The 22320-nt window shown below is 34.2% G+C and carries 19 protein-coding genes and 1 pseudogene; all 20 read left to right on the plus strand.

The features are described from left to right. The first annotated feature begins 12 nt into the window (after positions 1–12). The 20 genes and pseudogenes from aroB (at position 13) to NGI26_RS01510 (ending at position 22319) form a co-directional block, all read left to right on the plus strand. A complete protein-coding gene (gene aroB, locus NGI26_RS01415) occupies positions 13–1080 on the plus strand; it encodes a 3-dehydroquinate synthase (protein WP_251935103.1) in 1068 nt (355 codons plus the stop codon). A gap of 9 nt (positions 1081–1089) precedes the next feature. After that, a complete protein-coding gene (aroC, locus tag NGI26_RS01420; RefSeq protein WP_251935106.1) occupies positions 1090–2256 on the plus strand; it encodes a chorismate synthase in 1167 nt (388 codons plus the stop codon). Positions 2257–2265: 9 nt separating this feature from the next. Next, the gene (locus tag NGI26_RS01425) at positions 2266–3369 is read left to right on the plus strand and encodes a prephenate dehydrogenase (RefSeq protein WP_251935108.1); all 1104 of its coding nucleotides are present in this window, start codon (positions 2266–2268) and stop codon (positions 3367–3369) included. Between the two features lie 11 nt (positions 3370–3380). Next, on the plus strand, positions 3381–3719 hold the full coding sequence (locus NGI26_RS01430; protein WP_251935112.1) for a YlbF/YmcA family competence regulator: 339 nt from the start codon (positions 3381–3383) through the stop codon (positions 3717–3719). 89 nt (positions 3720–3808) lie between these two features. Next, positions 3809–5092, plus strand: a complete 1284-nt coding sequence (aroA, locus tag NGI26_RS01435; protein ID WP_251935114.1) for a 3-phosphoshikimate 1-carboxyvinyltransferase — start codon at positions 3809–3811, stop codon at positions 5090–5092. After that, entirely contained in the window at positions 5085–5561 is a 477-nt protein-coding gene (locus NGI26_RS01440; RefSeq protein ID WP_251935116.1) for a shikimate kinase, read from the plus strand. Before aroA ends, NGI26_RS01440 begins: the two co-directional genes overlap by 8 nt. Continuing rightward, positions 5558–6415 carry a prephenate dehydratase gene (pheA, locus tag NGI26_RS01445; protein WP_251935119.1) on the plus strand — a complete coding sequence of 286 codons (858 nt, stop codon included), beginning with the start codon at positions 5558–5560 and terminating at the stop codon, positions 6413–6415. Before NGI26_RS01440 ends, pheA begins: the two co-directional genes overlap by 4 nt. Next, positions 6408–7745, plus strand: coding sequence for an LCP family protein (locus NGI26_RS01450; protein ID WP_251935123.1), 1338 nt, complete (start codon positions 6408–6410; stop codon positions 7743–7745). Before pheA ends, NGI26_RS01450 begins: the two co-directional genes overlap by 8 nt. Positions 7746–7887: 142 nt before the next feature. Further along, positions 7888–8025, plus strand: a pseudogene (locus tag NGI26_RS01455) (LicD family protein); the annotation flags it as partial. Between the two features lie 69 nt (positions 8026–8094). Beyond that, a complete protein-coding gene (locus tag NGI26_RS01460) occupies positions 8095–9306 on the plus strand; it encodes a CDP-glycerol glycerophosphotransferase family protein (RefSeq protein ID WP_251935125.1) in 1212 nt (403 codons plus the stop codon). Continuing rightward, a complete protein-coding gene (locus NGI26_RS01465; protein ID WP_251935129.1) occupies positions 9306–10271 on the plus strand; it encodes a glycosyltransferase in 966 nt (321 codons plus the stop codon). Before NGI26_RS01460 ends, NGI26_RS01465 begins: the two co-directional genes overlap by 1 nt. 7 nt (positions 10272–10278) lie before the next feature. Beyond that, complete coding sequence (locus NGI26_RS01470; RefSeq protein ID WP_251935132.1) at positions 10279–11382, plus strand: glycosyltransferase; 1104 nt, start codon at positions 10279–10281, stop codon at positions 11380–11382. Between the two features lie 12 nt (positions 11383–11394). Next, on the plus strand, positions 11395–12414 hold the full coding sequence (locus NGI26_RS01475) for a sulfotransferase family protein (RefSeq protein WP_251935135.1): 1020 nt from the start codon (positions 11395–11397) through the stop codon (positions 12412–12414). 32 nt (positions 12415–12446) lie between these two features. After that, positions 12447–13901, plus strand: a complete 1455-nt coding sequence (locus NGI26_RS01480) for an O-antigen polysaccharide polymerase Wzy family protein (protein WP_251935341.1) — start codon at positions 12447–12449, stop codon at positions 13899–13901. Then, a complete protein-coding gene (tarQ, locus tag NGI26_RS01485; RefSeq protein WP_251935139.1) occupies positions 13901–14935 on the plus strand; it encodes a teichoic acid biosynthesis protein TarQ in 1035 nt (344 codons plus the stop codon). The genes NGI26_RS01480 and tarQ overlap by 1 nt, the downstream gene beginning before the upstream one ends. 633 nt (positions 14936–15568) lie before the next feature. Continuing rightward, positions 15569–17050 carry an oligosaccharide flippase family protein gene (locus NGI26_RS01490; RefSeq protein WP_251935141.1) on the plus strand — a complete coding sequence of 494 codons (1482 nt, stop codon included), beginning with the start codon at positions 15569–15571 and terminating at the stop codon, positions 17048–17050. A 14-nt stretch (positions 17051–17064) separates the two neighbouring features. Continuing rightward, positions 17065–17871, plus strand: a complete 807-nt coding sequence (locus NGI26_RS01495; protein ID WP_251935144.1) for a LicD family protein — start codon at positions 17065–17067, stop codon at positions 17869–17871. A gap of 100 nt (positions 17872–17971) precedes the next feature. Next, the gene (locus NGI26_RS01500) at positions 17972–20524 is read left to right on the plus strand and encodes an MBL fold metallo-hydrolase (RefSeq protein WP_251935147.1); all 2553 of its coding nucleotides are present in this window, start codon (positions 17972–17974) and stop codon (positions 20522–20524) included. A gap of 266 nt (positions 20525–20790) precedes the next feature. After that, entirely contained in the window at positions 20791–21528 is a 738-nt protein-coding gene (mecA, locus tag NGI26_RS01505; protein ID WP_251935150.1) for an adaptor protein MecA, read from the plus strand. A 227-nt stretch (positions 21529–21755) separates the two neighbouring features. Then, positions 21756–22319 carry a TIGR01440 family protein gene (locus NGI26_RS01510; protein WP_251935153.1) on the plus strand — a complete coding sequence of 188 codons (564 nt, stop codon included), beginning with the start codon at positions 21756–21758 and terminating at the stop codon, positions 22317–22319. Position 22320 lies beyond the last annotated feature (1 nt).

Consider the following 22320-nt stretch of genomic DNA (forward strand, 5'->3'; position numbering starts at 1 on the left):
AGGAGACCTGCTATGAAAATCAGAATAGACCTTCCACATCATCCTTACGATATTCAGATTGAAAAAGGATGCTTGTCTCAAGCAGGAAAATGGTTGCGAGAACTTTGGCAACCACAAAAGGTCGTTATCATTACCGATAACCATGTAGCTTCACTCTATGCAGAAAAAGTCAAATTGAGCTTGGAGGATGCTGGTTTTCAAGTGGCCGTTTTTGACTTTTTAGAGGGTGAAGAACGAAAAAATCTAACCACGGTTCAAAAGGCTTATGAATTTTTAGTGAAGCAAGGGTTAACTCGTAGTGATGGCATCCTTGCACTCGGTGGCGGAGTTGTCGGAGACTTGGCTGGCTTTGTAGCTTCTACCTATATGCGAGGAATTCATTTTGTTCAGATTCCAACTAGTTTAACTGCCCAGGTTGATTCTTCAATTGGCGGAAAAACTGGAGTGAACACCCCTTTTGCTAAAAATATGGTGGGGACTTTTGCTCAGCCGGATGGTGTTTTGATTGACCCGCTTGTCCTTGAGACTTTAGGTAAGAGAGAATTGATTGAAGGAATGGGTGAAGTCATCAAGTATGGTCTAATTGAAGATCCAGAGCTCTGGAACCTATTATCTGAAATGGATGGTTCTGTGGAAAGCATTTTGGAACATTCAGAGAGTCTAATTGAGCATTCTTGCCAAGTTAAGCGCAAGATGGTGGTTGAAGATGAGTTGGACAACGGTATACGCCTTTACCTCAATTTTGGCCACACTATTGGCCATGCCATTGAAGCGACTGCCGGTTATGGAAAAGTCATGCATGGAGAAGCCGTTGCAATGGGAATGGTGCAGATTTCCAAGGTTGCTGAGGAAAAGGGCCTCATGCCAGAAGGAATAACTCAGTCTATTACAGCTATGTGTCAGAAATTTGGTTTGCCTGTTGACTATGAAAACTGGGATGTTGACAAGCTTTATCAGGCTTTGACTCATGATAAAAAAGCGCGTGGAAACACCTTGAAATTGGTCTTGGTGCCAGAGCTTGGTTCGGCGACCATTCACCCTGTTTCCCTAGAAGAGATGAAAGACTACTTGGTAAAATAAGGAGAGCCTATGAGATATTTAACTGCAGGAGAATCACATGGTCCTCGTCTGACAGCAATCATTGAAGGAATTCCAGCAGGACTTCCTTTGACTGCTGAGGATATCAATGAGGATCTCAAACGCCGTCAAGGCGGTTATGGCCGTGGTGGACGCATGAAGATTGAGAGCGATCAGGTTGTCTTTACTTCTGGAATTCGTCATGGGAAGACGACAGGGGCTCCGATTACCATGGATGTCATTAATAAAGACCACCAAAAATGGCTGGATATCATGTCTGCCGAGGATATCGAAGACAGGCTTAAAAGTAAACGAAAAATCACGCATCCTCGCCCAGGTCACGCAGATTTGGTTGGTGGGATCAAATATCGTTTTGATGACCTGAGAAATTCTTTGGAACGCTCATCTGCCCGTGAAACAACGATGCGGGTTGCAGTTGGTGCAGTAGCCAAGCGTCTTTTGAATGAGCTTGATATCGAAATTGCTAACCATGTTGTTGTCTTTGGTGGTAAGAAAATTGATGTTCCAGAAAACTTAACGGTCGCTGAAATTAAGAAACGAGCTGCCCAGTCGGAAGTTTCCATCGTCAACCAAGAACGTGAGCAGGAGATTAAGGACTATATTGACCAGATTAAGCGTGATGGAGATACCATCGGTGGAGTTGTAGAAACAGTTGTCGGTGGTGTTCCGGTTGGTCTTGGTTCTTATGTCCAATGGGATCGTAAACTAGATGCAAGACTAGCTCAAGCTGTTGTTTCTATCAATGCCTTTAAAGGGGTGGAATTTGGTCTTGGGTTTGAGGCTGGTTACCGTAAAGGAAGCCAAGTCATGGATGAAATTCTCTGGTCTAAAGAAGATGGGTATACCCGTCGGACCAATAATCTCGGTGGTTTCGAAGGTGGTATGACCAATGGGCAACCAATCGTTGTTCGTGGTGCCATGAAACCCATTCCCACCCTTTATAAACCTCTGATGAGTGTGGATATCGAGACTCACGAACCTTATAAGGCAACCGTGGAGAGAAGTGATCCAACCGCTCTTCCAGCAGCAGGTGTGGTCATGGAAGCTGTTGTGGCAACAGTTCTAGCGCAGGAAATTCTGGAAAAATTCTCATCCGATAATCTAGAAGAATTAAAGGAAGCAGTAGCCAAACACCGCGAGTATACAAAGAACTATTAAGGAGTTCCTATGGCAAAAACCATCTATATCGCAGGTCTCGGCTTGATTGGTGCCTCGATGGCGCTCGGTATCAGGCGTGACCATCCTGATTATGAAATTTTGGGTTATAATCGCAGTCGAGCATCGAGAGATATCGCCTTGGAGAGGGGAATGATTGACCGTGCGACGGATGATTTTGCCAGCTTTGCTCCTCTAGCAGATGTCATCATTCTAACCTTACCGATCAAGCAGACCATTGCTTTTATCCAGGAGTTGGCAGGTTTGAACTTAAAAGAAGGCGTTATTATTTCAGATGCTGGCTCGACCAAGGTTGCCATTGTAGATGCTGCGGAGCAGTATTTGGCTGGCAAGCCTATTCGCTTTGTTGGGGCCCATCCTATGGCTGGTAGCCACAAGACAGGAGCTGCCTCTGCAGATGTCAATCTTTTTGAAAATGCCTACTATATCTTTACGCCATCGAGTTTGACTAGTCCAGATACGCTTGAGGAAATGAAGGACCTACTTTCTGGTCTCCATGCACGTTTCATTGAAATTGATGCCAAGGAGCATGATCGAGTAACTTCACAGATTAGTCATTTTCCTCATATTTTAGCATCAGGTTTGATGGAACAAACTGCCAACTATGCTGAGCAACATGAAATGGCTCGACGTTTTGCAGCAGGTGGTTTTCGAGATATGACTCGGATCGCCGAAAGTGAGCCAGGTATGTGGACTTCTATCCTCCTATCCAATCGGGATACCATTGTTGAACGCATCGAGGATTTCAAGAGACGTTTGGATGAGATTGGACAAGCTATCAGTAAGGGTGATGAAAACCAAATCTGGAACTTTTTCAATCAAGCGCGTGAGCAACGTCAAGCTATGGAAATCCATAAACGTGGAGGAGTAGATAGCTCATTTGACCTCTATGTGGACGTTCCCGATGAAGAAGATGTGATTTTACGCATCTTGGAATTGTTGCGAGGAACTTCCTTGGTTAATATCCATATCAACGAGGAAAATCGTGAAGATGTTCATGGGATTCTACAAATTTCCTTTAAAACTGCTCAGGATATGGAACGAGCTGAGCGCTTAATTACAGAAAATACGGACTATACAGTAGTCATCAAATAAGGAGGACAATTATGTCAAATATTTATGATAGTGCAAATGAACTTAGTCGTGGACTACGTGAGTTGCCTGAATACAAGGCCGTTAAGGAAGCTAGAGACGCCATCCAAGCAGATACAGAAGCTAGCAAGATTTTTGCGGATTATATTGCTTTTCAGCATGAAATCCAAGTTATGGCACAAACTGGTCAAATGCCAGATGCTTCTTTCCAAGAAAAAATGGAAGACTTTGGTAAAAAGATTCAGGGGAATCCTCTCCTGTCAGCCTTCTTTGCCAAACAACAACAACTTTCTATCTACCTATCTGATATTGAAAAAATAGTATTTGAACCAATCTCAGAATTGTTAAAATAAGAATTTACCTCACAAAGTCAGGAATTTCTAAGAAATTTCTGACTTTTTATGATAAAATAAGAAAAAGTATTGTCAGTATGAGGGCCAGTATGAAATTAAAAACAAACATTAAGCACTTAAATGGTAGCATTCGCGTGCCAGGGGATAAGTCTATCAGTCATCGCTCGATTATTTTTGGAAGCTTGGCTGAGGGCGAAACCAAGGTTTATGATATCTTGCGTGGTGAAGATGTTTTGTCAACCATGCAAGTATTTCGTGACCTCGGTGTAGAGATTGAGGACAAGGACGGCGTTGTTACCATTCAAGGTGTTGGGATGGATGGATTGAGAGTACCTCAGAATGCTCTGGATATGGGCAATTCTGGAACCTCTATTCGTTTGATTTCAGGTGTCCTTGCTGGTGCAGACTTTGAAGTTGAGATGTTTGGAGATGATAGTCTTTCTAAACGCCCCATGGATCGTGTAACCCTTCCACTGAAAAAGATGGGTGTCAGCATTTCTGGTCAAACAGATCGAGACTTGCCACCATTACACTTAAAAGGAACAAAAAACTTAAGACCAATTGAATACGAATTGCCAATCGCTTCTGCCCAAGTCAAGTCAGCCTTGATATTTGCTGCCTTGCAGGCTCAGGGTCAATCAGTTATTCTCGAGAAAGAATGCACTCGTAACCATACAGAAGATATGCTACAGCAATTTGGCGGCCATTTAAATGTGGATGGCAAGAAAATCACTGTCCAGGGGCCACAGAAACTAAATGGACAAAAGATAGTAGTTCCAGGAGATATTTCTAGTGCAGCCTTTTGGTTGGTAGCAGGTTTGATTGTTCCAAATTCTCGTGTGGTGCTTAAGAATGTTGGTATTAACGAAACACGTACAGGGATTATCGATGTTATCCGCGCTATGGGTGGTAAGTTAGAGATTACTGATATTGATCCCATTGCTAAATCTGCAACCTTGACTGTTGAAACTTCAGATTTGAAGGGAACAGAAATTGGTGGAGCCTTGATTCCACGTTTAATTGATGAATTGCCGATTATCGCGCTCCTTGCGACCCAAGCTCAAGGTCAAACAGTTATCAAAGATGCAGAAGAACTCAAGGTCAAAGAAACTGACCGCATTCAAGTTGTTGCAGATGCTTTAAATAGCATGGGAGCAAGTATTACTCCTACAGCAGACGGCATGATTATCAAAGGGAAATCTGTCCTCCATGGAGCTAAAGTCAATACCTTTGGAGACCATCGGATCGGAATGATGACAGCCATTGCAGCTCTTTTAGTTGCAGATGGAGAAGTTGAATTGGATCGTGCCGAAGCTATCAACACCAGCTATCCAAGTTTCTTTGATGATTTGGAGATTTTGATTCATGGCTAAAGTTTTGCTAGGATTTATGGGTTCAGGGAAAACGACTATTGCTAGAAAGCTGGATCCTGATTTTGTAGACATGGATGCTGTGATTGAGAAACGTATTGGAATGTCCATAGCCGATTTTTTTAAAGTAAAAGGAGAAGCAGCCTTTCGTCAAGTGGAATCAGAAATTTTAGCTGACTTACTCAAAACGGACCAAGTCGTGTCAACTGGGGGAGGCGTAGTTATTTCTTCAAGAAATCGTGACTTGCTCAAACAAAATCCAGACAACATATACCTCAAATCAGATTTTGAGACCCTTTACCAACGAATTTCAGCCGATAAGGATAATCAACGTCCACTATTTTTAAAGAATAGCAAGGAAGATTTAGCTGCAATTTTTAAAGAAAGGCAGGCTTGGTATGAGGAAGTGGCTAGTCAGGTTGTAGATGTATCAAGTTTAAACCCAGATGAAATTATAGAGGAACTGAAATGAAAATTGCCTATCTAGGTCCCAAAGGATCTTTTTCGCACCATGTGGTGCAAACGGCTTTTCCTCATGAGGAATTACAAGCTTTTACCAACATTACAGATGTCATCAAGGCTTATGAACAGGGATTGGTAGATTATTCAGTAGTGCCGGTTGAAAACTCCATTGAGGGAAGTGTGCATGAAAGCTTGGACTATCTTTTTCATCAGGCTCGTATTCAGGCTGTAGCAGAGATTGTTCAGCCCATTCATCAACAGCTAATGGCAGTTACAGGCCAGTCTAGGATTGAAAAAATCTTTTCTCATCCGCAGGCATTGGCTCAAGGGAAGAAATTTATCGATGAACACTATCCAGATGCTCAACTGGAGGTCACTGCTAGTACAGCCTACGCTGCGCGATATGTTTCTGTGCATCCTGATCAACCATTTGCAGCCATTGCCCCAAGAAGTTCTGCTGAGGAATATGGATTAGAACTAATCGCTCAAGACATCCAAGAAATGGAAGCTAATTTCACGCGTTTTTGGGTTTTGGGACCTAACTTACCACAAATCCCCTTGAATGCAAATTCGGAAAAGATGAGCCTGGCCTTGACCTTGCCAGATAATCTACCTGGTGCATTATATAAGGCTCTTTCCACCTTCGCTTGGCGAGGAATTGACCTGACTAAGATTGAAAGCCGTCCTCTAAAAACAGCACTGGGGGAATACTTTTTCATCATTGATGTGGACTATGCTGATAAAGAACTGGTCCACTTTGCTCAAAAAGAATTAGAAACGATTGGAATCCAGTATAAAGTACTAGGTGCTTATCCTATCTATACCATACAGGATAAAGGAAAGGAAAGGAGAGGGAATGACTAGAGAGAATCCTTTGACACGCCATGAAAAACTACGTTATGACTATCTCTTGAAGAATATTCACTATCTAAATGATAAAGAAAAGAGAGAGTTTGCCTTTTTACAAGCTAAATTGGACAAACCGCAACAAGAAGTTCGTCAGGTTTATCGTGAGGACTTGGAAGTATTCAAGGATTTGGAAGAACTCCCTCAAGAAGAATCTAATATAGGCCTTCCAACTTATGGCAAAAGAAGTCGCAGCTCTCGACGCAATGTGCCAAAGCAAAAAGTTAAGAAAGAAAAAATCAAGAAGCCCAAAAAGAAAAGAGTTTTTCGATTTAAACGGATACTTGCTTGGCTAGGAATGCTGTTGCTTTGCGCAGCAATGGGAATGATTTTTATGTTCCTGAAAGGTTTCCAATCAGCCAATCCTAATAGCTCAAGTGGATCAAAAGATGCTAAAGCCGCTCAAGTTGAAGTCTTTAACGGACAGGATACAAGAGATGGTGTCAATATTCTTATTTTAGGAACAGACGGTCGTATTGGTCAGAATAGTGCAGAAACACGGACCGATTCTATTATGGTTCTCAATGTAAGTGGTAAAGATAAAAAATTGAAGCTTGTAAGCTTTATGCGTGATAATCTAGTTTACATTGATGGTTATAGTCAAGTCATCAATGGTCAGAAACAAGTTGACCACAAGTTGAATTTGGCTTACGAATTGGGTGAACAAGAAGGAAAACAAGGGGCTGAAATGGTGCGTAAGGTCCTTAAAGATAATTTTGACTTAGATATCAAATACTATGCCCTTGTAGATTTTCAAGCTTTTGCGACTGCCATTGACACGCTTTTCCCTGATGGAGTGACCATTGATGCTCAATTTTCAACTCTAAATGGAGTTCCAGTTACAGAAGCGACAGTTGGTGATGACTTGCATGCGATAGAAACAGAATCACCAACACAGACTATTAAAGCCGGAACTCAACAAATGAATGGATCCACTCTTCTCAACTATGCACGTTTCCGTGATGATGATGAAGGGGACTATGGCCGTACTCGTAGACAGCAACAAGTCATGACAGCTGTTTTACAGCAAATTAAGGATCCTACAAAACTATTCACAGGTTCAGAAGCACTTGGTAAAGTATTCGCCATGACATCTACAAACCTTCCTTATACCTTCTTATTAACCAACGGATTATCCGTCCTTGAAGGAGGTCAGAACGGTATTGGGAGAATTACAGTACCGGAACTAGGAGATTGGGTAGATGACTATGATGTCTATGGAGGACAAGCACTCCGAGTGGATCAAAAAGCTTACCAGAATAAACTGGCTCAGATGGGATTCAGATAAATAATAAATTAAAATCAAAGCTTGAAACACCTAATAAAATGGGTGTCTCAGGCTTTGATTTTTCACATGATCTGATGGATTTTTTGGTCATTTTTATGGTATAATGAAATGATGTAATTCTATAGAAGAGGATGAGAATGAGATGAGTGATTTAAAGGCAATTCAAGCCCGTAGCTTAGAAATGGCTGAATATTTTGTCGCCTTTTGTAAAGAACACGACTTGCTCTGCTATTTATGTGGGGGAGGAGCTATCGGAGCCTTACGAAATAAAGGATTTATCTCAAAATATATAAAAAAATATGCTGAAATGTTTTAATAAACTACAAAAAGTAGCTGAGGAGGTACACTGATGAATAGGAATTTTTTAGAAAAATTAAGATTAATTTCTGTAAAAGATATTATTTCACTTATATTTATTTTCCCTTTAGCGTACTTTGTTTCGCTATTTTATAGAAACAGAAATAAAAACTTGATTTTAATATGTGAAAGTGAAAAAGAAGCTAGGGATAATGGTTATTGGCTTTTTAAGTATATTAGAGAAAAATACCCAGAAGAAAATGTAATTTACGTCATTGATTTAAAATCTCCAGATGCAAAAAAAGTTACACCATTAGGAGAATGTATCCAGTATTGGTCTTTTAAACACTGGGTTTATTATCTTAGCGCGGGAGTAAATGTAAGTACACAAAAAGCAGGAAACCCTAATGCAGCTGTTTTTAATCTTATGGAAGTATATTTAGGATTGAAAACCAATAAAGTATTTTTACAACATGGAATAACAGTTTCGGATGCTAAATGGTTATATTATGAAAATACAAAAATGCGTGGCTTTATTTGTGGGGCTGAGAGAGAGTACAATGTAATAAAAGAAAAATTCGGGTATCCAAAAGGGTATGTACAATATTTGGGATTTCCTAGATTTGACAATCTTCATCGTAATATTATAAATAATAATCAAATTCTTGTTATGCCTACTTGGAGAGAATGGTTAAATTTAAATACTAAAGCTAGAAATGATTTTAATGAAGGAAGTGTTTTTATTGAAAGTGAATACTTTAAAAAATGGAATGAGTTTTTAGTAAATGATGACTTAAAAAACTTTTTAGAAAAAAATAACCTAACTTTATTTTTTTATCCGCATAGAAACATGCAAAAAAATTTACAAGATTTTCAAACTTCTTCTGATAATATTATATTGGCTGATTGGAAAAAATATGATATACAAGAACTATTAAAAGAGTCTGCTTTTTTAATTACAGATTACTCAAGTGTATTTATGGATTTTTGTTATATGAGAAAACCAGTATTATTTTATCAATTTGATTATAAAAAATTTAGGGAAGGCCAGTACGAAGAAGGATATTATGACTATAAAGATGGATTTGGAAAATCTATAGAAACCCTAGATGAATTGATAACAGAGATAAAAAATCAATTTAAAAATAATTGGATTTTGGAAGGTAAATATAAAGGAAAAATTGATAAGTTTTTTAGAATACATGATGATCAGAATTCTAAGAGAGTATATTCATTTATAAAAGAAATAATAGGAAAAAAATAATGAAATTAACTATAGGTGTACCAGTATACAACGGTGAAAAATATATATCACGTTGCATAGATTCTATCGCAAAAGAGTATGAGTCAGTGAAAGATAAAATAGAATTAGAACTGCTAATTGTAAATGATGGATCAAAGGATAGTAGCGAAACAATATTAAAGGGATATAGTGAAAAATTATCCTATCTAAAAGTTATATCTCAAGAAAATGGGGGATTAGCCCATGTTAGAAGAGTAACTTTAGAGGAGGCAAGTGGAGATTATCTATGGTTTGTTGATGTAGATGATGAGATAGAAAAAGGTGCACTAAAATTTATAGCTAATCAAAAATTAGAAGAAGTAAATATTTTTGATTATAGGGTGGGATACGAGAATAGTGAGTTGGACTATATAAGTATGGGGATAGAAGGAAATACTATCCTAAACCCGAATAAAGAAAGAAAACTCTTTACCTTACCAAATGCTGTATGGCATTATATATATGATTTAGAATTCTTAAGAAAAACTAAATTAACATTTAAAAGTGGCTATTTATATGAAGATTTCGAGTTCATGGCAAGACTTTGGCCTAATATAACTAAAGCAAAATATTTTAATTTTAGTATATATAAATACTATTTAACTGAAGGTTCTATTATGCGTGGCGGAACAGCTATTAATAAAATAAGAGATATAGAAGTAATGTTAAACAGTGTAGAAGAATATTATGCGGAAAATTACCCAGGGGAATATAAAGAAGAGTTAGAATATTATAACTGGTACCATATTTTATATGGTGGATACGCTAATATTTTAAGAATTGATGAAAAGTCTCCCTTATTAAAAGATTACCTTGAAAAAGTAAATAAAAAATATCCAAATTGGATAAAAAATAAATATTTAAAGAGTCAACCTTTAAAGAGAAAAATACTAATGTATTTGATAAAATATAATCGAAAAAAAATAGTGAAAAAACTTTTGAAATAGGTGAGATATGGGTAAAAAGAAAGTCTTGTTTATAACCTGGTCTTTTAGTATGGGGGGCGGAGCTGAAAAAATTCTGGAAAATATTTCCAAAGAATTAAGCAATGAATATGATATTGATATTTTAGAGATAAATCATCATGGTGCTGTATGTAGTGATGATGAAAATATTAATGTATTAGAACCCGTATTCAAAAATTTAGAAAATACTAGTCTTTTTAAAAATATTAAATGGAAGTTGTTCTTATTATTTCCAAAATTTTTTAGAAATAGAATAACTCGAAAAAAATACGATTATGAGATTGCTTTTAATTATCTTTATCCAGTTTATTTACTTAATGATGATGTGAAAACAATATCGTGGAATCATGGAACAATTTATAATTTAAAAAATCATAAAATATCTAGGATTAGACAAGGTAAAAAACTAAGATTTGTTAACAAAATAATAGCTATTTCAGAAAAAACAGAAGAATCGATTAAAGAAATTTATCCTGAGTATAAGAAAAAAATAGAAATAGTATATAATGGATATGATTTTAATGATATAAATGTTAAGTCTCTTGAAAATGCGGAAATTAAATTTGAAGAGGATAGTCTTATCTATATAGGACGAATAGAAGAATCAAAAGGCATAAAGAGACTGTTAGAAGTTTTTAAGAATGTGGTTGAAAAGATTCCCGATAAAAAATTATATTTGTTAGGAAAAGGCGATTTAGAGGAATATGTTAGTAAATTTATACTTGATAATAAATTAGAGAACAATGTTTTTATGTTGGGCTATGTTAAAAACCCGTATCCATACATAAAAAAATCTTCTTATGTTATTTTATTATCAGAAGCAGAGGGCTTTCCTACCGTTTTAGTCGAAAGTTTAGCTTTGGGAAAGGGATTCATTAGTACACCTGTAGGGGGAACAAATGAACTATATAATTCTCAAAAATGTGGCTTTGTTTCGGATAACAATGAGGAAATTACCAATTATATTGTAGAAGAACTTAGTAAAAATAAGGAAAACAGAATTATTAAATCAAAAGTGTGTAGAAAACATGTAGACAAATTTTCCTTAGATAAACAAATTGCTAGTATAAAAAAAATCATTAAAGAATTATAGGATGATAAAAATATGGATAAAATCATAGTTCCTATGAGTTATATGGGAAGTGGATCTTCTGCTGTGACAGATTTATTAAAAGAATATGAAGGAATAAACACAAAAAATTCAGATTTTGAGTATGTATTTTTATATGCACCTGATGGATTATTTGATTTAGAATATAAATTACTTTATAATAATAATGCTATAAGAAGTGATGAAGCTGTAAAGAGTTTTAGAAGACTCATGAAAAAACTGTATATTTACGAAGGTTGGGGAATTGCTAACTATAAAAATAAAATTTCTATAAATTTCATGAATATAGTAGATAGTTATTTGGATTCTATAATAACGAGTAAATATCAGGGGATTTGGTATTATCATCAAAAACCTACAAAAATGGCCTGGATTATAAGGGTTATAAAGAGAATTATCTTTAAAAAGACAACAAAGCCAAAACAAGTACAATTAGAAATTAGTATGTTATCATCACGTGATTTTTATGAAAAAAGTAGAAAATTTATTTTGAATGTAATAAAAGAAATTTCGGATAAAGAAGAGTATATAGTCCTAGATCAGCTCTTATTGCCTCATAATCTTAATATAATTGATAATTATAAAATTGAAGAGTTATTTCCAATAATAATTTCTAGAGATCCTCGTGATGTATTTATAATGAATAAATACTTTTGGAAGCCCAGAAATCAAGAGGTGCCATATCCAACCGATGTTAAGGAATTTTGTAATTATTACAAAATGATGAGAGAAAATGAGAAAAAAACAAATACTTTAGCATTACGATTAAATTTTGAGGATTTAGTTTTGAATTATGAGGAAACAAAACAAGATATAGAAAATTTCATCGGTATAGATTCTATCCATCATAAAGCAAAGTTTGAGTATTTCAACCCAGCTATTTCTGTGAATAATTTACAAGTTTACAATAGAGACGATAAATACAGGGAGGAAGTAGAAGTGATAGAGTTAGAATTATCAGAGTATCTATATAATTTTAAGAAACGTATTGTTTCTACTGGGGATGTTTTTTAAATTTTCGTGTAAAGGGATGAGGTGAGTATTTGATATTAGATTGGAAAAGAGTGTATTATTTAATTACGCTATTTAGCTATGTTATAACTATTTTTTTAGGTATTGTATATATATATAATAACTCGATTATTACGTTACTGATAACTTTAGTTATGCTTATTATAAGTAGTGTTTTATATTGTTTTAACAATATAAAGTATTATGTAATCCACCTTATTTTTTACATTACGATATTTCTTTTTTTAGTCTCTAGACCAACAATAGATTATTTCAAATATGGACTAATAAATACCTATCAGGAAGATGCCTATAGATTTTCATTTATAGCGGTTATTGTTTCTATTATTGGGCTAACTATAGGAGGTTTATTAGTTTCTAAAAAAGAAAATAATAAAAAAGAGAGATATGAAACCCAAAAATCTAGATTATTCATACATAGTATAAGAAAGGTATCTCTAACAGTATTTTTAATTTCATATCCGTTCTATTTAATTAGGTTAATAGAAAGGTTATTGTATAGAATAAATGTATCATATTATGAATATTATGCAGAGTTCAAAAGTGAACTGCCTTATTTTACATATACATTATCGACGTTTGTAGTTTATGCTATGTGTATTTACTTAGCTACTAAACCAAGTAAACGTCATTCTACAATAGTATTAGGCCTGTTTGTTACGGGTAATGTAATAAACCTTTTAATAGGAACAAGAAATCCATTTGTACTTAGTTTGATATTTTCATTTATTTATTATTTTATGAGAAATCAGACAGAAAAAGGAGTATGGATAGGTATTAAAGAAAAAGCTATACTCTATATAGGTACACCAATCATGATGCTAGTTATGGGGTTTTTGAATTATGCCCGTGATGGGGCAGGAATTGGTAATATGAGTTTTTCTGAACTTTTGATAGATTTTATCTATAAACAAGGGACTAGTTTTGGTGTTTTAGCGAGAGGCTACTTATACGGAAGTAATTTGCCGATACGAGAATTTAGAAATTATACCTTTAGTCCCATAATTGAGTATATCACTAGGGGAAATTTAGGAATTTTATTTGGTGGGACTCCATTTGTTAGTGCTAATAATAGCATCGAGTTAGCTCTTGAAAGTGATAGATATGCTCATAATATCTCATATATTGTTTTGAGACAGGATTATTTAGCAGGACATGGAATAGGCGGAAGCTATATAATGGAGATATATACTGATTATGGTATGATTGGAATATTTTTGCTGAGCATTATAATGGGAATATGTTTTATATTCATGATGAAAACTTCATATAAACCAGGGATACTGTTGTTTAGTATTACATTATTAATTTTAAATAATTTGTTCTTTATGCCAAGAGGGAGCTTTACGGAGAGTTTCTTTAATTTAGTTACATTGCAATATTGGGGGATAGTTATTGTTATATTTTTTGTAGCAGGTTTAATAAATAGAAAAGTAAAACACGTAATTAACAATAAAGGAGATGTATAATGTTTGATAATTATTCGATTGCAGATTTATTTGCAAATATTTATAAAAAAAGAGTATTAAATCTAGTTTCATTAGTCGTTCTATTTCTATGTTTAGCAGTTCCATACTCTTATAAAGTGCTTACAACAAAGTCTGTTGTAAAGGATACTAGTAATTATTCTAGTTATCTTTCATATAAGATAACTGCGCCGTTAGAGGAGAACACAGTATCTAATAATACAATTGGAGGATACAGTGATTTCTATGGTCATTTAATTAAATCTAATTTAAATGGTGCTTATTTATTCAATGATCTACCTGAAGAAGATATGAAAAGAATCGCTTCAGAGTTAGGGACAAGTGAGATTACTCTTAAAAATTCAAATTTTGATTTTTGGGACAAAAAAGTAGAAGTGAGTTCCTTATTAAACAATGCTGGAATCACGGTAAAAATATTGACACAGAGTAAATTAGCAAATGATAATATCGAACAGAAATTAGATTTGTTAATAGATAAATATAAACATGTATACTCTGGTGTCACAGTTGAAAAATTAGAGACAGTTTATTCAAAAGAGCTTAAAAATAGTGACAGAGAATCTGGAGTTAGTAAAGCTACTTTGTTTATTCGTTTGATTATACTAGGAATAGGTGCTTTGATTTTAGTATTATTTGCTAATATAGCAGTTTATATTTTCAATCCAACTATCAATAGGGCGGGCGATTATGAAAAATATGGTGTAGATTTTATTGTAAAAATAGATGATCAAGAGAATTTTAAAGACATTTTAGATTATAAAAATGGAAATAAGAATTTACTATTATTGGCAACAAATAAAAAAGTTATTGATAAATTTTCTAAAAAATATGCCAAAGTTTTACCAGAAAATATTCTAATAGGAAATATGAGTGATATTAAGTCAATACTAGAATCTGATAATATTTTATTTATTGAAGAATATGGCATAACTAAATATAAAAACTTTGAAGAGAATTTACAGGTTATAAAAAATTTAAATAAAAAATTGTTAGGTGTTATCACATATAAATTATAGTATGTGTAAAAGATAGAGAGTGGTATACTATTTTTTAAAATTTAGCCATCCTTACAAACTGTTGTTGATTGAATAAAAGTTAAATCTGAAGTGGATAGAAGAAGTCTACTACATGAAAAGTCATCATTTGATGGCTTTTTTGTGTGCAACGAGCACATCGGATATTGGCACTACAATTTTATCTTGTTATTTGTTTTCATTTATAAAAAAACTTTGAGAGTGCTTTAATTGACAGATACTTGCAAATTTTCAATTTCACTAGATTGCTGATAAAAGTTAGTTGTTAGTATTACAATGCTAACGTATAGATTACCTAAGTTTAAAGTCATCACTCAAGAAAGTTTTCAATCCGTAGTAGAGTTAATGATTAAGATTAAAAATCAAATTCGCTGTAGATAGGTTATATATTTAAGGTAGTCATAATTCTCACCTCACTATTAAAATAATGGTTAATACATCCTAGAAATTTAGAACAGTTAATCGTCTCCTTTCCATAGATAACTTTTACTAAGTAATTAGATAGTACAATTGTATGTATTTATAAAAAAACTACGAAACTCTTCTTTTAAGATTTTTTATATCTGTATGTGCTATAATGGTAATTAGAAATTCATAGAGAGGATTTGTTTTTTCATGAAAAGTATTAAACTTAATGCTTTAGCATATCTAGGGATTAGAATACTAAATATTATATTCCCTCTTTTAACAGGTACATATGTGGCTCGTGTATTAGATAAAACATATTACGGTTACTTTAACTCTGTTGATACCATACTTTCATTTTTCTTACCTTTTGCTACATACGGAGTATATTCATATGGTCTACGAGGTATAAGTAACGTAAAAGATAATAAAAACGAGGTCAATAAAGTCTTCTCCCAATTATTTTTTCTCTGTGTAGTCTGTACAAGCTTATGTATCGTAGTATATGTATTTGCCTATCCTCTATTTTTTGAGAATAACCCAGTACTTAAAAAGGTTTACTTAGTAATGGGAATTCAATTAATAGCACAAATGTTTTCCATAGAGTGGGTGAACGAGGCGTTGGAAAATTATGATTTTCTTTTTTATAAGACAGCTTTGATTCGAACTATTATGCTAGTTTCTATGTTTATATTTGTAAAAGAAGAAAAGGATATTATACCTTATACGCTAATCATGAGTTTATCGACTTTTATAAATTATTTGATTAGTTATTTTTGGATAAAAAGAGATATAAAATTAGTTAGAATAGATATCAAAGATTTTAAACCACTATTTCTACCGCTTACTGCTATGCTTATTTTTTCAAGTGCAAATATGCTTTTCACTTTCCTTGATAGATTATTCCTAGTTAAAATTGGTGAAGAATTATTTGTTACATATTATACAATGGCTCAGAGAATAGTTGGCGTTATAGCTGGTTTAATTACGGGAGTTGTAAGTGTAAGTGTGCCGAGACTGAATTATTATTTAGGAAAAGGTGATAAAACTTCTTATTACAATTTAGTAAATAGAGGTAGTCGTATGTTTATGTTTTTCATTATACCTATAAGCCTTGGATTAACAGTAATAGGAACTGAAACAATACTAATATACGGAAGTGAAAAATATGTTGAAGGAGGGATGTTAACTTCGCTATTTGCTTTCAGGACAATTTTCTTATCTTTAGATATTATTTTAGGAACTCAAATTATATTTGCTCATGGCTACGAAAAACAACTAACTATTTTCACTTTATTTTCTGGTATTATAAACATCCTACTAGATAGTCTATTGTTTATGAACAATATTTCAAAACCAGAATTGTACTTGATAACTACAATGGTTTCTGAAGTTATTTTATTAATAATCTATTCAAGATTTATTATAAAAAAACAATTAATATCATTAAAAAACATATTCCATTACACTATGCGTTATTTTATGTTTAGTCTCACCTTTATACCAATTTACTATATAGTTAATATTATTAATCCTACAGAAATGATAATAACTTCGAAATTGATTGTGAATGTAGTTATTATTATTATTCTATCAATAATAAGCTATACGTTTTTATTATATATAACTAATGATGCTATCTTACAAGAAGTTTTTGAGCATTTTAAAAAAATCAAAAATAAAATTTGTTAATTTGGGAGAAGAAAATGAAAAAAATAACGGTAGAAGAAGCTAAAAATATTGAATTGGAGATTTTATCATATATTGATGCTTTTTGTAAAAAAAATGATATAGAATATTTTCTTAATTACGGAACTCTTATAGGGGCTATTCGGCATAAAGGTTTTATACCCTGGGATGACGATATTGATATTAGTATGACGCGTGAAAATTATAACAAATTCATAAAGTTATTTGAAAAAGAGAGTTCAAAGTATAAACTACTTTCATTAGAGACACAAAAAGAATATTATAATAACTTTATAAAAATAATAGATCCATCCACTGTTATAAATAATACAAGAGTATACACAACTTATCCTACGGGTGTGTTCATTGATATATTCCCTATGGATACATTTAATGACAAAAGAATTATGAAATTATTTTATAGATTGGATAGTTTAAAATTACTAGCATCAAGCAAAAGAAAGAATATTATATATAAGGACAATTATATTAAGGATATTATAAGACAAATTATTTGGTTCGTATTATTACCAATATCACCGAGAATTTTTGCTATTTTTATGGAAAAGCTTACGAAAAAATACTATAATCCAAATGGGAAATATATAGCTTTCCTTTCTTCAAAGTTAGGTGAGAAAGAGATATTTGAAAGAAAAATTTTTGAGGAAATAATATTTGTAGATTTTGAACACCTTAGATTACCCGCACCCAAAAATTATGATTTCATTTTAAAACAATATTATGGTAATTATATGCAATTACCACCTGAAGAAGAGAGAAGTTTTGGGCATGAATTTGATGTATACTTAATTGAAAATAAGTAATAAATTTAATTAAAAACGAGAGCTCGAATTTACATTGCTTGTATAGAGCTACTAGCTCATATCGAAAATAAAATCACTAGAAAGAAAGTGTGATTCGTAGATGAATTTGAAACAAAAAAAATTAATCCTATTAATCTTTGTACTTTTCGCTATTGCAATAAGTCAATTACAATTTGTACAAGCAAATATAATCTCAACTGCTTCTGGAAACCGTATACATTTCATCAATACAAAAGGGGCAACGGGGAGTGACGCCATTATTTTAGAAAGTAACGGACATTACGCTCTAATTGATATGGGAGAAGACTACGATTTTCCAGATGGTAGTAATCCACGATATCCAGCTCGTTTTGGTATTAGTACAAACAATGGGTATGTCTTAGAAGATAGACTTTTCCGACATATGAAATACCTAGGTGTAAAAAAACTTGATTTTATCTTAGGAACTCATGTTCATAGTGATCATATTGGTGCTGCTGATGAAGTTCTTAAACGTTATCCAGTCGGAAAACTATATTTAAAAAAATATACTGATGAAAGGATAACCAGTAAATGGCGCTTGTGGGATAACCTTTTCAATTATGATAATGCACTTAAGACAGCCCGTGAAAAAGGAGTAACTATTGTTCAAGATATAAAGGAAGAAGATAGTCGTTTCAAATTGGGTGATATGGATATTCAGCTCTACAACTATAAAAATGAGTATGGTCCAGATGGCAAATTGAAAAAAGTCTATGATGATAATTCTAATTCATTGGTTGCAGTAGTAACTGTAGCAGGAAAAAGAATTTATCTTGGTGGTGACTTAGATAATGCTGAAGGGGCAGAGGATAAGCTAGGTCCTGTGATTGGCAAGGTAGATATGATGAAATGGAATCATCACTATGATGCTAAAATTTCAAATACTCTTCCATTTCTAGATTCACTAGCACCAAGTACGGTAGTACATACATCATCATCTGATGCAAATCTGGCTTCAACAAGAGACTATCTGAAAAAGAAGAATATTCAAGTAGTTCATGCGTCTAGTCAAACTCAGGATGCGACAGTATTCAATATCAGTAATACTGGCTTTACTAATGTTTCTGATTCCTTCCCAAATATTCCGACAGTTACTGAAAAGTGGTATAAGGAAGATGGCTACTGGAAATATCGTTTATCTGATAATCAGATGGCTATTGGTTGGCATAGATTAGACGATGGGGATTATTATTTCTTTAATGGAAAGGGTCAAATGCAGGCAAGCAAATGGCTTCATTTAGTCGATGTTAAAGATAAAGTTGAAGGCAACTGGTATTACCTCAATAGCAATGGTAAGATGCAGTATGAGGGTTGGTTCAAGCAAGGTGGTTCTTGGTACTATATCAGTTCAACGGGAGCAAGACTTTATAATGAACTAGCTGAAATTGGTGGGCAAAAATATCTCTTTGACAAAGATGGAAGAATGTTGACTGGCTTACAAGTCTTTAATGGCAAGAAAATGTTCTTTGCAAGTAATGGTAGCCTACAGAATCTAGGGACAGCATCTAGTTGGCAAAAGCTAGGTTCAAGTTGGTATTATTATGATGGAGATGGTATTCCTTCAGTTGGTCTGAAAAAAATTGATGGAAAAACCTACTACTTTGATAATTATGGAATCATGAAAACCGGTTGGGTCTTTATTGATGGCCATTGGAACTATTTTACTAGTTCTGGGGTTATGAAAACTGGCTGGGTCAAAGATAGGGATATTTGGTATTATCTAGATAAAGAAGGTAGCATGTTAACAGGCTTCCAAGAGATAAATGGTTCGCGCTATTATCTGAATGGAAGTGGCGCTATGCAGACCGGATGGAAATGGCTCGATAACCATTATTATTACTTTGCAAGTAGTGGAGCTATGAAGACAGGCTGGTTAAAGGATAAGGACACTTGGTATTATCTAGATAAAGAAGGCATCATGCTAACAGGTTTCCAAGAAATAAATGGTTCGCGCTATTATCTGAATGCAAGTGGTGCAATGCAGACCGGATGGAAATGGCTCGATAACCATTATTATTACTTCGCAAGCAGTGGAGCTATGAAGACAGGTTGGTTCAAAGATAAGGATACTTGGTACTATCTAGATAAAGAAGGTGTTATGCTAACAGGCCTTCAAGAAATTAATGGTTCCCGTTATTATCTCAATGCAAGCGGAGCTATGCAGACCGGATGGAAATGGCTCGATAACCATTATTATTACTTCGTAAGCAGTGGAGCTATGAAGACAGGCTGGTTCAAAGATAAGAACACTTGGTACTATCTAGACAAAGAGGGTATCATGCTAACAGGCCTTCAAGAGATAAATGGGGCACGCTATTACCTCAATGCAAGTGGTGCCATGGAAACTGGCTGGAAACAACTGAATGGTAACTGGTACTATTTCCAAACAAATGGTTCTCTCCTAAGAAATGGAACAAGTCCTGACGGGTACAAGCTCAATGCAGATGGAATTTGGACGACTGTTACAACCGAGGAAACAACTCAGGAACAAACTGTGGCAAATAGTCAGGGGCACATTTTCGAAACAACAGAAGTTGAGAGAACTCAACAAACAGAAAGCTCATCTGCTACATCTGAGGAAAAAAATCAATCTACTGAACCTCAAACACAAACGAGCCCAGAAAATAATTAAGTTTCTAACTGATTTTTAATTAATTTTTTCTATAATAAAAACACCTATAAAGCCTAAGCTTTATAGGTGTTTTGTTAATTTCGTTTGATTTTTGCACGAACTAGATCAAGTGCATAGTGAAGTGTTTTGTCTTTGATAATAAAGAGTTCTAAATCATAATTTAGTGTTCTATACTAGATATCAATGAACATTCCAACGCCATTCTTTTGATAAAATCATTTAAATCTTGTATAATAGATAGAACTGAAAGTATGAGGTTACGAACTATGAAAATGAAACAAATCAGTGATACGACTTTAAAAATCACCATGTCTTTAGAAGATTTGATGGATCGTGGAATGGAAATCGCAGACTTTCTCGTTCCACAGGAAAAAACAGAAGAGTTTTTCTATGCCATTCTGGATGAGTTAGAGATGCCAGACAGTTTCTTGGATACTGGAATGCTTAGCTTCCGAGTGACACCGAAGCCTGATAAGGTTGATGTCTTTGTAACCAAGTCTAAGATTGACCAAAATTTGGATTTTGAGGATTTGGCAGACCTTCCAGATATGGATGAGTTGGCAAAAATGTCTCCAGATGAGTTTTTGAAAACATTGGAAAAAACCATGGCAGAGAAAACCAAAGAAGATATTGAAGCGATCCAATCTCTAGAGCAGGTTGAAAAAGAGGAAGAAGCAGCGATTGATGAAATTGCTGAGCTAGAAGAAGGAAAAAAAGAACCTTATATCTACTACATCTTACGCTTTGACGACTTAACTAGTTTGGTTTCTTTTGCGAAAACAGTTGATTACCAAATGGAGACTTCAGAGCTTTACAAAATGAATGACCAATACTATCTAACAGTCTTGGTTGATGTAGAGGGTCATCCAAGTCTTTATCCAGCTTGGTTATTGGCTCGCATGCGTGAATTTGCAGATGATAGTGATATCAGCCGTTCAGTTCTCCAAGAATACGGTCAAGTCATCATCAATCACGATGCCGTGCAAGGACTACAAAAGATATAATAAGAATAAAGGAGCAGAGAATTACCGTTCTCTGCTTTTTAATTTGCTCATATATTTTAGATATAATTAGAGCTGAAAAGTCTTTAAGAATTAAGGTGAAATGAGATAAAAATTGTCGTCAAAATACGCATACATTATAGGCTTTAGAAAGTTATCTTATTTGCATCACATATCTTGCTATAATGCTGAAAAAACGGTATGATAGAATGATGTAAGTGAGGTGAACTATGGACCAAGTAAGGATACAAAGAGATGTAGAGGAAATCCTTGAGGATGTACTAGCTAAAGCGTGTCTTCATGAAGGATCTATCTTCGTTTTAGGACTTTCTTCTAGTGAAGTGATAGGAGGACATATTGGAAAAAAATCTAGTCAAGAAATTGGGGAACTAATTGTCGAAAAGATTTTAGACATCCTATCATCTAAAGGAATCTATCTTGCTGTTCAAGGATGTGAACATGTAAATCGAGCCCTTGTAGTAGAGAGAGAAGTTGCCATCAAATACCATTTGGAAATAGTCAGCGTACTACCTACATTACACGCTGGAGGTTCTGGTCAATTAGCGGCCTTTCGGTATATGAAAGATCCGGTTGAAGTCGAATTTATAAAAGCAGATGCAGGTCTAGATATTGGTGACACTTCTATAGGTATGCATGTTAAACATGTTCAGGTGCCTATTCGACCAATTTTGAAAGAGATTGGTCAAGCTCATGTAACTGCACTTGCTAGTCGTCCCAAGCTTATTGGAGGAGCGCGTGCTCAATATCCAGAAGATTCTATTAGGAAATTGTAAA

It is taken from the genome of Streptococcus sp. Marseille-Q0941, assembly GCF_943736975.1.
GTDB lineage: Bacteria > Bacillota > Bacilli > Lactobacillales > Streptococcaceae > Streptococcus.